Source organism: Streptomyces sp. CNT372, assembly GCF_000377145.1.
In genome coordinates this window covers 40,620-55,442 of record NZ_KB897794.1, presented here as the reverse complement: position 1 = coordinate 55,442, position 14,823 = coordinate 40,620, and the positions used below count along the sequence as shown (strand labels likewise).

The 14,823-nt window shown below is 75.0% G+C and carries 9 protein-coding genes; 5 read left to right on the top strand and 4 right to left on the bottom strand.

Annotation, left to right across the window (positions count from 1 at the left end; genetic code table 11):
• Nucleotides 1-200: 200 nt before the first annotated feature.
• The 3 genes from C593_RS0127555 (at nucleotide 201) to C593_RS0127545 (ending at nucleotide 6,415) form a co-directional block, all read left to right on the top strand.
• Complete coding sequence (locus tag C593_RS0127555) at nucleotides 201-1,190, top strand: hypothetical protein (RefSeq protein ID WP_026278130.1); 990 nt, start codon at nucleotides 201-203, stop codon at nucleotides 1,188-1,190.
• Between the two features lie 197 nt (nucleotides 1,191-1,387).
• Nucleotides 1,388-3,328 carry an HSP90 family protein gene (locus tag C593_RS0127550; RefSeq protein WP_018850556.1) on the top strand — a complete coding sequence of 647 codons (1,941 nt, stop codon included), beginning with the start codon at nucleotides 1,388-1,390 and terminating at the stop codon, nucleotides 3,326-3,328.
• A gap of 18 nt (nucleotides 3,329-3,346) precedes the next feature.
• On the top strand, nucleotides 3,347-6,415 hold the full coding sequence (locus C593_RS0127545) for a hypothetical protein (protein ID WP_018850555.1): 3,069 nt from the start codon (nucleotides 3,347-3,349) through the stop codon (nucleotides 6,413-6,415).
• A 270-nt stretch (nucleotides 6,416-6,685) separates the two neighbouring features.
• On the opposite strand, the gene C593_RS0127540 is transcribed toward C593_RS0127545, so the two are convergent.
• From C593_RS0127540 to C593_RS30670, 4 genes are all read right to left on the bottom strand, one after another.
• Nucleotides 6,686-7,675, bottom strand: coding sequence for an SCO2278 family lipoprotein (locus C593_RS0127540; protein WP_037747377.1), 990 nt, complete (start codon nucleotides 7,673-7,675; stop codon nucleotides 6,686-6,688).
• Between the two features lie 82 nt (nucleotides 7,676-7,757).
• Entirely contained in the window at nucleotides 7,758-8,645 is an 888-nt protein-coding gene (locus C593_RS0127535) for a heme ABC transporter ATP-binding protein (protein ID WP_018850553.1), read from the bottom strand.
• Nucleotides 8,646-8,805: 160 nt separating this feature from the next.
• Nucleotides 8,806-9,930 carry an iron ABC transporter permease gene (locus tag C593_RS0127530; protein ID WP_037747383.1) on the bottom strand — a complete coding sequence of 375 codons (1,125 nt, stop codon included), beginning with the start codon at nucleotides 9,928-9,930 and terminating at the stop codon, nucleotides 8,806-8,808.
• Between the two features lie 251 nt (nucleotides 9,931-10,181).
• Nucleotides 10,182-11,213 carry an ABC transporter substrate-binding protein gene (locus C593_RS30670; RefSeq protein ID WP_051093825.1) on the bottom strand — a complete coding sequence of 344 codons (1,032 nt, stop codon included), beginning with the start codon at nucleotides 11,211-11,213 and terminating at the stop codon, nucleotides 10,182-10,184.
• A 203-nt stretch (nucleotides 11,214-11,416) separates the two neighbouring features.
• On the opposite strand from C593_RS30670, the gene C593_RS0127520 reads away from it, so the two are divergent.
• Together C593_RS0127520 and C593_RS0127515 are read left to right on the top strand one after the other, a co-directional pair.
• Nucleotides 11,417-12,916 carry an HtaA domain-containing protein gene (locus C593_RS0127520; RefSeq protein ID WP_018850550.1) on the top strand — a complete coding sequence of 500 codons (1,500 nt, stop codon included), beginning with the start codon at nucleotides 11,417-11,419 and terminating at the stop codon, nucleotides 12,914-12,916.
• 113 nt (nucleotides 12,917-13,029) lie between these two features.
• Nucleotides 13,030-14,703 (top strand): HtaA domain-containing protein, encoded by a 1,674-nt coding sequence (locus C593_RS0127515; protein ID WP_018850549.1) that lies wholly within the window; start codon nucleotides 13,030-13,032, stop codon nucleotides 14,701-14,703.
• The last annotated feature ends 120 nt before the right edge of the window (nucleotides 14,704-14,823 follow it).

The following is a 14,823-nucleotide window of genomic DNA, read 5'->3' as shown; positions in this document are numbered from 1 at the left end:
CGCCCGCCCCGCGCCCCGCCACCCGCCACCGGCCGCCCGCCCCGCGCCCCGCCACCCGCCACCGGCCGCGCGCCGCGCGCCCCCGTCGGGGTGACCGCTCCCCGCTCGTGACGCACCGGTGAAAACTCTGTGGTCACCGTGTCGGTGGTGCCGCATATGCTGCACCCCGAAGATCGCGCGGGACCAGGGGAGGGGTCGGCATGTTCGGCAGGTTGTTCGGTGGTGGTGGGGAGAGACCTCCGGCGGATCCGCACGCCCTTCCCCCGTCCGAGCGGCGGCGCAGCGGTATGTACGTCCTGCGCGCGCTGGGCGACCGGCGGGTCCTCCCTGCCGTGGAGGCCGCCGAGTCCGGGAACTGGCCCGCCCTCAAGCAGGCCCTGGCCCCCTTCGACCTCGGCCGCGACCACCGGGTCCTCGGTGAACTGGTCTCCGTCGACGGCCTCCAGGACTGGATCGGCCGCCCCGTCGCGGAGGACAAGGAGCACCGGGCGACCGCGCTGCTGATATCCGGGGCCCGCCATATCGTCTGGGGCTGGGAGGCGCGCACCTCCGCCCGTGCCGTGGATGTCACGCGGGACCAGTGGCGGATCTTCCACGAGCGGCTGGAGCTCGCCGAGGAGCAGTTGCTGGAGGCCGCCGAGCTGGAGCCGGGGTGGATCACCCCGTGGCGCCAACTCCTCACCTCCGGAAGGGGGATATCGCGGGGCACCGCCGTCAACGAGGCTCGGTTCGAGGCCGCCCTGCGTCGCGACACCCTCTGCCCGGAGACCCATCTGGAGTGGCTGTCGCAGCTGCAGCCCCGCTGGGGCGGTGAGCCCGGCGAGGCCCTCGCGTTCGCCCGCAAGGCGCTCGCCCGCACCCCGCAGGGGCACCCCCTCGGCTCGGTGATCGCGATGGCGCACATCGAGGAGTGGGTCGAGTCCGACGACGCCGACTGCCTGGCGACCCCCGAGATCCGGGCCGAGCTGAGGAACGCGGCGGACCACAGCATCCTCCACCCGGCCTACCGACGGCGGCCGGGCTGGCAGCACGACTTCAACACTTTCGGCATGGCCCTGTGGCTGGCCGGTGAGCAGCACACGATCCAGCGCGTCTTCCGGACGCTGGACGGCGCGTACACCCGCTGGCCCTGGGTGTTCTTCGGCGACCCCGAGAAGGAGTTCGCCCGCGCCCACCGCCGCGCCGCCTGAGCACACCACCGCCGCACCCCGAGCCCTCCGCGCGCCCGACGACCGGGTCCGCCGCGCCCGCGAACCCGGGCTGCGCGCCCAAGAACCGGCCCGCAGCGCCCGAGAAACCCGGGCCGCGCCCCCCGGACCCGTCCGCGCCACACGCGTACGCCCGCGTCCACACCACCGCCCAGACCTCACCCACCCCGGACTGCCCGATGACTCTGCCCGACACCCCCGCGAACCCGGCCGACACCCCCGCGAACGCGGCCGGCGCCGACCGCACCTTCCAGGTGGATCTGCGCGGCCTCGTCGACCTCCTCTCCCACCACCTCTACTCCAGCCCCCGCGTCTACCTGCGCGAACTCCTGCAGAACGCGGTCGACGCGCTGACCGCCCGGTACGCCCCCGACCCCGCCCGGTACGCCCCCGACCCCGCCCGGCAGGCCCTCGACCCCGCCGGGCACACCGCGCCCGCCCCGGGACCGGAGGCCGCCGGCCCCGGCACCCCCGGCATCCGCGTGTACGCCGACGGCTCGACCGTCCGCGTCGAGGACGACGGCGTCGGTCTCACCGCCGACGACGTGCACACCTTCCTCGCCACCATCGGCCGCAGCAGCAAGCGCGCCGAGCGGATCGCCGAGCAACGCGGGGACTTCATCGGCCAGTTCGGCATCGGGCTGCTCTCCTGCTTCCTGGTCGCGGACGAGATCCACGTCCTCAGCCGCTCCGCCCGCACCCCCGACGCCCCCGCCGTCGAATGGCGCGGACGCGGCGACGGCAGCTACACCGTCCGCACCCTGCCCGCCTCCGCACGCCCCCGGCCCGGCACCACCGTCACCCTGACCCCGCGTGCCGACGCGACCGAGTGGACCTCCCCCGCCCGGGTGCACGGCCTGGCCCGCCACTTCGGCTCCCTGCTGCGCCACCCGGTGACCTTCGACGACGGCAGCCGCGGCCCGGCCGTCTCCGTCAACCCGGAACCCGCGCCCTGGGCCCGCGAGCACCCCACGCCCGGGGCCCGTTCCCGGGCGCTGGCCGCGTACGGCGAGGAGGTCTTCGGGTTCACACCGCTGGACACCATCGAGCTGGACCTGCCGGCCGTGGGCCTCAAGGGCATCGCCTGCGTGCTGCCCGAGGCGGTGCCGGCCGGGCGCCGCCACGGCCACCGGGTGCACGTCAAGGGCATGCTGTTGTCCGAGCAGGCCGAGGAGATCCTGCCCGAGTGGGCGTTCTTCGTCCGCTGTGTCGTCGACGCCGAGAGCCTGCGCCCGACGGCGTCCCGAGAGGCCCTGTACGAGGACGACACCCTCGCCGCCGTCCGGGACGCCCTCGCCGAACGGCTGCGGGACTGGATCGCCCGCGCCGCCGCCAGTGACCCCGAACTCCTCGGCCGCTTCCTCCAGGCCCACCACCTGGCCGTGAAGTCCCTCGCCGTGCACGACGACGAGATCCTGCGGATGCTGCTGCCCTGGCTGCCGTTCGAGACCACGGCCGGGCACACCACCCTCGACGAGTTCGCCCGCACCCACCGGACGGTGCTCGTCACATCGAGCATGGAGGAGTTCCGGCAGGTGGCGGCGATCGCCTCGGCCGCCGGGCTCGGCGTCGTCAACGGCGGGTACACCTACGACCGCCAACTGGTCCACCGGCTGCCCGAGATCAATCCCGCCGTCACCGTCGCCGACCTGGACCCGGCGACCCTCACCGCGCACCTGGACCCCGTCGACCGGGAGACCGAACTCGCCGCCGCGGCCTATCTCGCGATCGCCCGCGACGCCCTCGCCGTCTTCGACTGCGATGTCGCCCTGCGCACCTTCCAGCCCGCCTCGGCCCCCGCCCTCCTCGTGGACAGCCGCGAGGCGCGGCACGAGCGCACCCGCTCCCAGCTCGCGCGGGAGCAGGAGGGCGGTCTGTGGGGCGACATCCTCGGCGCGCTGCGCCAGGAGGCCCCCCGGGCGCAGCTGATCCTCAACCAGCTCAACCCGCTGGTCCGCACCGCGGTCGCCATCGACGAGCCCGAGCTCGCCCGCACCAGCGCCGAGGCCCTCTACGGGCAGGCCGCGCTGCTGTCCCGGCGTCCGCTGAGGCCCGCCGAGTCCAGCCTGATCAAGCGCTCCTTCCTCGACCTCCTCGCCCACGCCCTCCGCAAGGACTGACTTCCGCAAGGACTGACGATGCCGACCGCACCCCACCCCCAGAGCACGGACGAGCTGTACGCGGCGCTCCGGGAGAACGACGCGCGTCCCTACGGCCGCCCCCGCACCGTCACCGCCGAGGAACTGGTCGAGGCGGCGGAGCAGTTCGACGACCCGACCGCCCTCGTGCACGCCCTCCTCGAACTCCAGGAGGCGTATACCTACGGCTCCGAGCCCCGGAAGTCGCCCGTCGTCTTCGCCCGGCTGCTGAACCTCTTCGACGAGCAGCCCGACGTCTTCGACGAGCGCCTGCGCCACCTGCTCTTCTGGCGCTTCAAGTGGGTGGCCAACGCCCTGCGCGCCCTGCCCGAGGTGCCGCTCGCCAGCCTGCGCCAGTGGCAGAAGGAGATGCGCGAGCGGTACGAGAAGGCCGGTCTCGGCCTCCAGCCCTACTACGGGCAGGCGTACCAGCTGGCCGCCCATACGGGCGAGGACACCACCCGCGCCTACGAGCTGTGGGCGGGCCGCGCACGTACCCCGCTCAGCGACTGCGAGGCGTGCGAGATCTGCGAACGCGCCCTGTTCCACCTCGCGGCGGGCGACGACGGACGGGCGCTGACGGCCTGGGACCCCGTCCTGGCCGGGAAGGAGTCCTGCCAGGAGGAGCCGGCCCGTTCGGTCTCGTACGCGCTGCTGCCCCTGCTGCGCACCGGGCACGCCGACCGGGCCCGGGAGCTGCACCTGGCCGGGTACCGGGCCTGCCGCCGCAACCCCTCGATGGCCGGGGAGGTCGGCCGGCACCTGGAGTTCTGCGCGCTGACCGGCAACGAGGCGCGCGGCCTGGAACTGCTCGCCGAGAACCGGAACCTCTTCGACGAGGTGGACTCGCCGCGGGACCTGCTCGACTTCCTCACCGGTGTGCAGGTCCTCCTCCAGCGGGTCGAGACCCTCGGCCACGGCGAACTGCCCGCCGCCGGCTGGGCGGGCCGCGGCTGGACGGTGGCCGGGCTGCGCGCCGAGACGGCCGGGCGCGCCGACGACCTCGCCGCCCGCTTCGACGCGCGCAACGGCACCACCGCTCACACCGACCGCCGCCGGGTCCGTCTCGACCGGGCCCCGCTGGTGGACGCCCTGGAGCTGTCCCTGCGCACCCGGGCCCTGGACGAGGTGGCCCCGGCCGACGCGCCCGCGCCCGTCGCCGCTGCCACCGCCCGGACGGCCGACCCCGTCCCCGAGTCGCTGCCCGAACTGATCCGGCGCGCACGGGAGCTGGACGAGCAGGGGCATCCGGACGCGCGTGCCTGCTGGGCCCGGCTGCGTGCCCTCGTCGCCGCTCCCGGGTACACCCACCCCGAGGACCCGGAGGTCGGCCCCTACGTCCGGCTCTGCGCGGACCTGCTGGACGACGAGGCCGGCCGGGCGGGCGAACGGGACGAGTACGTCACCGCCCTCGCCCTCTACGAGGAGGCCGCGGGCCTGTACGAGGACGCGGGGGAGCCCGGCGACGCGGCGGTCGCCCGCGCCTGCGCCCTGCTCGCCGCCGCCGAACTCCCGCCGGGGGAGCGGCACGCCGCGGAGGCGGACCGCGGCGCGGAGACGGACGGCAGCGAGGAGGGCGGCAGCGAGGAGGGCGGCGGCGCGGAGGCGGACGGCAGCGGGGAGGGCGGCGGTGAGGAAGGCGGACCGGCGGAGGCCGAGGCGCGGGCGGCCGCGCTGAGTGCCGCCCACGCCGGGATGGCCGCGCTGCACGAAGAGACCTCCTCACTCGCGCCGTACCAGGAGGCGCGTCTGCTGCGGGTGCGGGCGACCGCGCTCGGACTGCGCCTCCAGGTCACGGGGAGCGAGGACCACATCGCGCCGGCCTTTGCCGAGGCGGAGCGGCTGCACGAGTTCGCGGTCCGGCACGACCTTCCCGGGCAGATCGCCGGCGCCGTGCTGCTGCGCGCCGGCACCCACGCCCTCTCCGGGAACCTGCCCACCGCGGTCGCTGAACTCGACGCGCTCCGGGCCCGGTTGACGGAGCACGGGCCCGCCTGGCACCTGCCCCGCACCCTCGCCCTGCGCGGGCGGCTGCGGCGCGGGCTGCGGGAGCCGGAGGCCGCCTACACGGACCTGTCCGAGGCGCTGCGGCTGGCCGCCGACTGGCCGAAGGGGGTGATCGCCACGGCCCGTGTCCACGGGGACCTCGCCGACACCTGTCTGCACCTGGGCCGCCCCGACGAGGCACTGCGGCACCTGACCCGCTCCGCCGAACTGGAACTGCGCCACGGCAGCCGGATCGACGCGTTCTGCGCCTACGGCAACGCCGCGCAGCTCAGCCTCGACCTGGGCCGGGTCGAGGAGTGCATCGCGCTGCTCGACTCCCTGCTGGCCGAACCGGACATCGCGGACGGGAAGCTGGACGACCGGCTGACCGCCCAGCTCCGGCTGACCCGCGCCCGCGCGCTGCACGCGGGGGACGACCTCAAGGCCGCCACGGCGGAGTTCCTCGCGCTGGCGGCAGAGTCGGCCGGCTGGGACGACGATCCCGGCAGCCACGCCATGATCGCGGCGGAGACGGCCGTACTCCTCGGCGAGGCGGGGGAGTTCGACCGGGCCCGGGAGGCGGTGGACCGGGCGGTCGCCGCGCACGGCCGGGCCCCGCGCTTCGAGCAGCTCAGCAACGCCCTGCGGGAACTCGCCCGTCTCCAGGCCGAGCGGCAGGGACCCGAGGGGCTGGCTGGCGCGCGTACCCACCTCGCCACGGCGGGCCGGATCGCCGACGAGGCCCGGGCCGCGGGGTACGTGGCCCGCGGCCGGTCCCTGGACAGCGCCCTGGCGTACGAGCACGGCCGGGTCAACGCGTACGCCGGGGAGTACGAGGAGGCGCTGACCGCGCTGGACCGGGCGCTCGGCCTCCTCGGCGAGCCGGGTGCGGACGCGGAGGTGGCCGGGGAGTGGGCCGAGTGCGTCCGCCTCGCGGGCGCCGTGGAGGGCATCTACCTGGAGCGCCCCGCCCCGGCCCTGAGCCGCCTCGACACGGCGGTCTCCCGCCTGACGGCCCTGGGCCACACCGAGGAGAGCGTGGCGCTGGCGTCCCTCGCGGGGCGCCTGCGCGACGAGGACTGACGGGTGGTGACGGCCCGGGCCCGGGGGCGGACACCCTGGGCCCGGGCCTTCACCGTGTGGCGGGGCAGTGTCTGCCGGGCCGCCGCGTGCCGGAGACTCACGTGTCCGGAGCCCATGTGGCCCGGCGCTATGGGCCGGCGGCCCATGTGGTGCGGGCCTGTGTGGGTTGTGGGCCCATGTGCTGCGAGTCCATGTGGCGCGGGCCCATGTGGTGCACGCACACGTGGTGCACGCACACGTGGTGCAAGCACACGAGGGCCCGCACCCCCGTCAGGACCCCTTCGCCGACGTCAGACCCGTGAGGCGGCTCAGTATGTCCGGCTGCTCGCCGCCCCCGTCGACCGGTACCGAGACGAGCTGGCTGGACACCCGCTCCTTGGTGATCGTGGTCTTCACCTCGCCGCTCAGCAGCGCCCGCACATCCGGAATGACCTTGATCTCCACACCGTCGGCGGCCGTCTGCCGTTCGAAGTTCTTCACGGTGAAGAAGACCATCGCCCCGCCGTCCTGGGTGGCGAGCCCGAGCGGCGCGAACGCCCCCGAGTCCAGGGGCTGGTCGAGATACTGCGTCGAGAGGCCCGGCCGGGAGGCGTTCTTCGCCCGGGTGGCGCGCCAGCCACTGGTGTGCGGCCCGGCCGCGAACCGCTCCGGCTCGCCGTCCTGGAGGTAGGCGGCGTAGTCGCGGCTCAGGTCGCGGGGCGCCGTCGCCAGCGCGGAGCTGTCCGGCGCGACCGGTTCCGCGTATCCGTCCGCGTCCAGCCTGACGGCCGGGATGTCCTTCGGCGGGACGATGGCCAGATACGCGGCCTTCCAGGTGTCGTCGACGCCCGCGCGCACGAACACCACCAGCCAGCGGTTGTCCAGGCGGCTGTCGCCGTCGCGGTCCCGGTTGGAGTCGGTGTCGGCGACGAACCAGCGCGGCCAGCCCGCCTTCTTCGGGATCAGGAACTTCGCGTCGGTCAGCTCCAGCGGCGAGTGGCGCGGGTTGCCGTCCGGGAAGTTGACCTGGCGGGCCCTGAGCCCGGCCTGGTTGATCGCACCGAGAGCGCCGGTGACGTGCCGGGCGTCCAGCGCCGGGTCGTACGCCTTGTCCGCCGCGTTGTACGCGGCGGTGAAACCGGCGAGCGCCTCGGCGGCCTCCTGCTCCGTGGCGGAGGGCACGACCTCCCGCTCCCCGTGGATCGTCACACAGCCGCTCGCCACCAGGGACAGCACCGCTGCCGCCGCGAGACCCGTCGCCGCCCGGCCCATCCTTCTCATCGGTCGCCTTCTGCTCCTCGCACCCCACTGACCGTCCGAACCCTACCGGGGCCCGGAACGCCCCGTGTGCCGGGAGCGGTTGTCACACTGGCCCGGGCGCGCCCGCCCCCGGCGCCCCCTGCGCCCCCGGCGGGTCGGGGCAGTGGCGCAGCGGCAGGACCAGCGGCACCCCGGTGACCGGGTGCGGCAGCACCTCGACGGGCTGCCGGTAGACCCGGCCGAGGAGCTCGCCGCGGAGCACCTCGGCGGGCGGGCCGTCCGCCACCACCGCGCCGTCCTGGAGGACGGCGACCCGGTCCGCGCAGGCGGCCGCGAGCGACAGGTCGTGCAGGACGACGACCACCGCGTCCCCGGCCGCCGCCCGGTCCCGGCAGATGCGCAGCACCAGTTCCTGGTGGCGCAGGTCGAGCGCGGCCGTCGGCTCGTCCAGCAGGAGGAGCGGAACGCGCTGGGCGAGGACGCGGGCGAGGGCGACCCGGGCCCGTTCGCCGCCGGACAGTTCGGAGAACGACCGGTCGGCGAACTCCTCGACCTCGGTCGCGGCCATCGCCTCGGCCACGGCCGCCTCGTCCTCGTCCTCCAGCGGCGTCCCGGACCACGGCGCCCGGCCCATCCGCACCACGTCCACGACGGTGAACGGGAAGGAGAGGGCCGCCGCCTGGGGGAGCACGCCCCGCCGCAGGGCGAGGTCCCCGGCGGACCACTCCCGGGCCTCGCGGCCCGCGATCCGCACCTCACCGCCGGGGCGGCCGCCGTCACCCGCGAGCACCGACAACAGGGTCGACTTGCCCGCGCCGTTGGGACCCACCAGGGCCAGTACCTCACCGGTGCGCACCCGCAGCCCGGCGCCGCGCAGCACGGGCCGGCCGCCGAGCAGCAGTGTCACGTCCCGGGCCTCGGCCACGACCTCGCCGCGGGGCACGGGAGCGGGCAGCTCGCGCCGCCGGCGGGGGAGCAGGGACATCACCATGGGGGCATCGCCTCGGGGTTCGGGCACACGGGAGTGCGGGCGGTGAGGGCAGCGCGGGTGCGGCGGGTGCGAGTGAGAGTGCGGGCGCAGGGGCAGATCCGGCTGCGAGTACGGGTGCAGGGGCGGCGGGCGCGGGGGCAGGACCGGCTGCGGGGCCGCGTCATGCCCAACCGCCCTGCCGACGGCGGGTCCTGCGCAGCAGCCAGAAGAAGAACGGGCTGCCGAACAGCGCGGTCAGCACGCCGAGCGGCAGTTCCGCCGGGGCCGCCACGGTGCGCGCCGCGAGGTCGCCGGCCGCGAGGACCAAGGCGCCGCCGAGCGCGCTGCCGGGGACGAGGAACCGGTGGCCCGGCCCGTTCGCCATCCGCAGCAGATGCGGGACGAGCAGGCCCACGAAGCTGATGACGCCCGCCACCGCGACAGCCGCCGCGGTGAGCAGCGCCACCACCAGGATGAGCACCAGGCGCAGCCGCTCCACGTCGACGCCCAGGTGACGGGCGGGGCGTTCACCGAGGGCGAGGAGGTCCAGCTTGCGCGCGTGGAAGGGAGCGACGAGCAGTCCGAGGAGGGCGAACGGCAGGACGGCGAGCACCTTGGGCCAGGTGGCCTGGGAGAGGGACCCGAGCTGCCAGAAGGTGATCTCGGTGATCTGGGCGTTGTCCGCGAAGAAGATGAACAGGCCGATCATCGCGCCCGCGAAGGCGTTGACGGCGATACCCGTGAGGATCAGGGTGACCACCTCGGTCCGGCCGCCCGAGCGGGACAGCGCGTACACGAGGAGGACGGTCACCAGACCGGAGACGAACGCGCAGGCGGTGACGGTCCAGTTGCCGAGGAAGGCCGGCCCGAGGGCGATGGCCCCGACCGCGCCGACGGCCGCGCCGGAGGAGATCCCGATGACGCCGGGCTCGGCGAGCGGGTTGCCGAACACGCCCTGCATCAGGGCGCCCGCGCAGCCGAGGGACGCGCCGACGAGCAGCGCCAGGACGACGCGGGGGAAGCGCACGTTCCACAGCACGCTCTCCCCGACGCGGTCCAGCGGCTGCCCGCCGAGGCCGGTCCGGTGGCCGATGGACGCGAGGATGTCCCCGAGCGGAATCCGGTACGCCCCGATCCCGGCGGACGCCAGAGCGACCACGACGAGCGCGGCCACCAGCCCGACCGTCAGTGCCCAGGCGCCGCCGCGCCCTGCGCGCGCGGGCCCGCCCGCCTTCCGCTCGCGTGCACCGCGCGCGTCCCCCTCCGGAAGCGCCCCGGTCGCCGGCGCGTCGCCTTTCCGGGCCAGCGGCCCGCCGCCTTCTGCGGTCGGCGGGCCCGCGTCCCCCTCCCGGGCCAGCGGCGCGCCGCCTTCGGCGGTCGGCGCCCCGCCGGTGGCGGGTGCGTCCGCCTTCCGCGGTGCCACGTCGGAGCGCCCGTCGCCGGGCGCGTGTGCGGCCCGCGCCGAGACGTCCCCGCCTCCGGCGGGCGTGCCCGCGCGGGCGGCCCCGCCGCCTTCGGCGGACCCGGCCGCCCCGGCCGGGCGCTGGGGTGTCGTCGTCACGAGGCCGCACCCTCGTCCGCGTAGAGCTGGTCGACGATCGAGGCGAGGACCTGGTCCGTGCGGGGGCCGTAGTTGAGGAGGACGCCGTCCTCGACGGAGACCACGCGGCGGTCCATGCCGGCCGGGGTCTGGGCGACACCCGGGATCTTGACCAGTCCGTCGACGCCGTCCACGGACTGGAGGCCCTTGGCCATGACCAGGATCGCGTCGGGCGCCGCCTTCGCCAGGGCCTCGCTGGTGAGGGGCGTGAAGTCCTTGTCCAGCCCGGACTCCTTGCCCGCGTCCACCGCCCCGGCCGCCTCCAGCAGGGAGACCGCGCCGGACTGCGCGCCGCCGATCAGATAGACCGCCGCCGAGCCCCGGACGTACAGGAAGGCGACGCGCGGCTTTCCGCCCTCGCGGGCGGGGATCTTCTTCTGGACGGCCGCGATCCGCGCCTCCGTACGCTTCTTCAGCTCCGCCCCCTGCGCCTCGACTCCGAGGATTTCGGCGACCCGCTCGATCCGCCTGCCGACGTCCGGGAGGCCCTTCGCCGGTTCGACCACGACGAGGGGGATGCCCGCGTCCCGGATCTGGTCGATGGCCTCGGCCGGGCCGGTGCTGGTCTCGGCGAGGACGACGGACGGCCGCAGGGACAGCACACTCTCCGCGGAGACATCGTGTGCCCGGGTCACCACCGGCAGTTTCCCGGCCTGTTCGAAGGTGGCCGTGATGTCCCGTGCCACCACCCGGTCGCCCAGACCGAGGGTGAAGACGATCTCGTTGAGGGAGCCGGTGAGCGGGACCACCCGGTCGGCGTTCCGGATCGTCACCCGTCGCCCGTCCGCGGAGTCGACGGTGACCGGCATCGCGGGCTGCGGGTTGCCGGCCAGCGGCTCGACCCGGTCGGCCGCCGCCTTCGCCGGCTGCTGCTGCTTCCCGCGCGGCGCGTCCGCTGCGTCCTGGCCCGCGCAGCCGGTGGCGGCGAGGGCGAGGGCAAGCACGGATATCAGTGCACCTGCCAGGCGTGGAGTGCGCACGTGGGGCACCGTCCTGTCTGTCCGTCATCCATATCGTCGTCGCCCCTGTGCCGGTACCACACGATTCGCACCGGTGATGTGTGTGGCTCGTGCGAGGTTCCCGTGAAGGAAGGGTTCCGGCAGGGCTGGAGGTAGCTTAGGTTAGCCTTACCTCACATGCCAGGTCCGGGCTGGTTCGGCCTGTGCCTTCTTGTCTCGTGCGGAGTGACCTCATGCTTCCCTTCAGACCGGCCCACGCCTTCGCGGTGGCGCTCCTCGCGGCGCTGCTCGGCGCCCTGCTCCCCGCGACCGCGGCCCACGCCGAGAACCGGACGGTGCAGGGCGGCAGACTCGACTGGGGCATCAAGGCGTCGTTCCAGAGCTACGTCACCGGGCCCATCGCCAACGGCAACTGGCGTCTCACCCAAGGCGCCGCGACCGTGGGCGGCAGCCAGTTCCGCTTCCACTCGGCGAACGGCTCCTACGACCCGGCGACCGGGGCCTTCCGCTCCGCATTCGCCGGCGGGGTCCACTTCCTCGGCCACAGGAAGCCCGACGGGGGCCATGAACTCGACCTGCGCATCAGCAACCCCACCGTCCGGATCTCCGGCGGCCGGGGCACGGTCCATGTCGACATGGTCAGCAAGGCGCGCGGCAGCGGGAAGTCGACGACCTACCATCAGGTCGCCTTCGCCGCCCTCAACCTCTCCGGCATCGACATGCGCGGCGGCGGCAGCCCCGTGGCGCTGGCCGGTGTCCCCGCCACCCTTACCGCGCAGGGCGCGACCGCCTTCGCCGGGTACTACACCGCCGGCACCCCGCTCGACCCGGTCAGCCTCTCCGTCGACGTCGCCGCCCCCGCGAAGAAGCAGCCCGCGAAGCCGTCCCCCTCCGCCGACGCCGGCAAGAACGACGACAAGGAGGGCGACACGAACGACGCCGAGGAGGGCAAGGGCGACGAGGCCCGGGGCGCGTTCCATGACGCGGCCGTCGACTGGGGCGTCCGCCGCACCTTCCGCGAGTACGTCACCGGCTCCATTGCCCAGGGCGAGTGGGCCCTCGCCGACGGGGCCCGGGACGGCGGCGCGCTGTTCCGCTTCACCGGCGGCAGGGGCTCCTACGACGCGAAGAATCAGACCCTGGACGCCGACTTCCGGGGCAGCGTCCGCTTCACCGGCAAGGACCTCGATCTGACCCTCGCCAAGGTCTCCGTCCGCGTCGAAAAGGGCGAGGGCACCCTCGTCGCCGACGTCACCAGCGCCGGGAAGAGCGAGAAGGCCGTGCCCCTCGTCACCTTCGAGGCGAAGCACTTCGCGCCGAAGGACGGCCTCGCACGGCTCACCGAGGCGCCCGCCACCCTCACCGAGGGCGGGTCCAGGGCCTTCGGCTCGATCTACCAGGCCGGCACCGAGATGGACCCGGTCTCCCTCGCCGTCGCCGTCGACGGGAAGGCGCAGCTCCCGGCCCTGCCCGACCTCGGCAGCGAGCCCACCGCACCGGCCTCCGCCGCCCCCGCGGACGCGAAGGCCTCCCCGAACCACACCGAGCAGGCGGACGACACCGCGAAGACCGCCTCGTCGTCCTCCACCGGTACGTACGCGGCGATCGCCGCCGCCCTGCTCGCCGTCGCGGCCGCCGCGGTCTACGTCGCCCTCCGGCGGCGCGGGGGGCCCGACGCAGGATCTCCGTCCAAGCCCGGAACCCCCGGCCCGTCCGCCGGCGACGAGCAGTGATCCCCGGCCCGTTCGCCGGCGGCGAGCACTGATCGCCGGTCCGTCCGCCGGCGGCGAGCACCGAAGCCACCCCCACTCCACCCCCGTTGAACCCATCAAGGAGACCCCCGACCATGGCAGCAGTTCGCCGCCCCCTCGCCCTCGGCGCAGTCATAGCGACCGCCGTCGCCCTCGGCGCCACCGGATTCGCCCTGCCCGCGCTCGCCGCCGGCCCCGAGGACGCTCCGGCCCCCGCGCCGAAACTGGAACTCGTGGACGGCACCCTGGAGTGGGGCCTCAAGGAGTCCTTCCGCAAGTACGTCGCCGGCCCGATCGCCAAGGGCAGCATCACCGTCTCCGACGGCGCCACCCAGGCCGACGGCAACGGCGTCTTCACCTTCACCGACGGCAACGGCACCTACGACACGGGCACCCACGCCTCGGCGACCGCCTTCAAGGGCCAGGTCCGCTTCCAGGGCCACGGCGGCATCCTGGACGTGCGGATCGGTGACATCAAGGTCGGCACCGGCCGCACCGCCGGCACCATCACCGCCGACTACACCAGCAAGAAGATGAACGGCACGGTGGTCACCAAGGACGACGCGGTCATCGCCGACCTGGACCTCACCGGCGTCCGCCCGGGCCGGGGCGAGGGCGGCGCGATGGTCTTCAAGGACATCCCGGCCAAGCTCACCGCCGACGGCTCCGAGGCGTTCGCCGGGTTCTACCCGGCCGGCGCCGAGCTCGATGCGGCCACCCTCTCGGTGAAGCAGGCGCCGCCGAAGCCCGACCCCTCGCCGTCCACCAGCCCCTCCACGGACCCGAAGCCGACGCCGTCCACGGACCCCGAGCCGTCGCCCTCTCAGCCGTCCACCGACCCGTCGACGGACCCGAAGCCGACCCCGTCCACCGACCCGTCCACCGATCCGTCGGACGACCCCGCCCCCGAGGAGGGTCCGGTCGTCGACGGCAACCTCGACTGGGGCGTGAAGGAGTCCTTCCGCAGCTATGTCGCCGGCCCGATCGCCAAGGGCAAGGTCGAACTCGGCGCCGGCGCCGTCAAGAACGGCGAGATCTACCGCTTCACCAAGGCCGGGGGCTCCTTCGACAAGGACGACCAGACCCTCGGCGCCGGCTTCGACGGCTCGGTCCGCTTCCTCGGCCACCCGGAGGCCGGCGGCGACTACACCCTCGACCTCAAGCTGAGCGACCTCAGGACCGAGGTGAAGAACGGCAAGGGCACCCTGCTCGCCGACGTCTCCACCAAGGACCAGAAGACCCACAAGGTCTCCGTCTTCGACGACCTGCCCCTCGCCGCCCTCGACCTGCCGAAGGGCGACATCGCCGCCAAGGACGGCGTCGTCACCCTGAGCGGCGTCCCGGCCGAGCTGACCGCGGACGGCGCCAAGGCCTTCGGCGGCTTCTACCAGGCCGGCGCCGAGCTGGACCCGGTCTCCCTCGCCGTCTCCCTCGACAAGGGCGCCGAACTCCCGGGCGGCACCGGCGGATCCACCGGTGGCAGCACCGGCGGTTCCACGGGCGGCTCGGCCGGCGGCAGCACCGGCGGCTCCGGCAGCACCGGCGGCACCGCGGGCGGCGGCACCGTCGGCGGCGGCACGGCCGGCGGCGGCACGGCCGGCGGCGGTTCGGCCGGCGGCTCGGGCGCCCTCGCCTCCACCGGCTCCGACGTCCCGACCGGCGCGCTGCTCGGCGCGGCCGCCGTGGTCGCGGCGGCGGGCGCGGGTGTCGTCGTCGCCGTCCGCCGGCGCCAGAACGGCGAGGACGGCCAGGACGCCGCCACCGCCTGATCCCCGGACCGGCCGGGGGCTTCCGTCCCCGGCCGGGCTGCGTCGGACACGGCCTTGACCCCCGACGCGCCGCGGCCGGGGCTTCCGTCGCCCTGTCCCGGCCGCGCGCCGGCCGCCGCC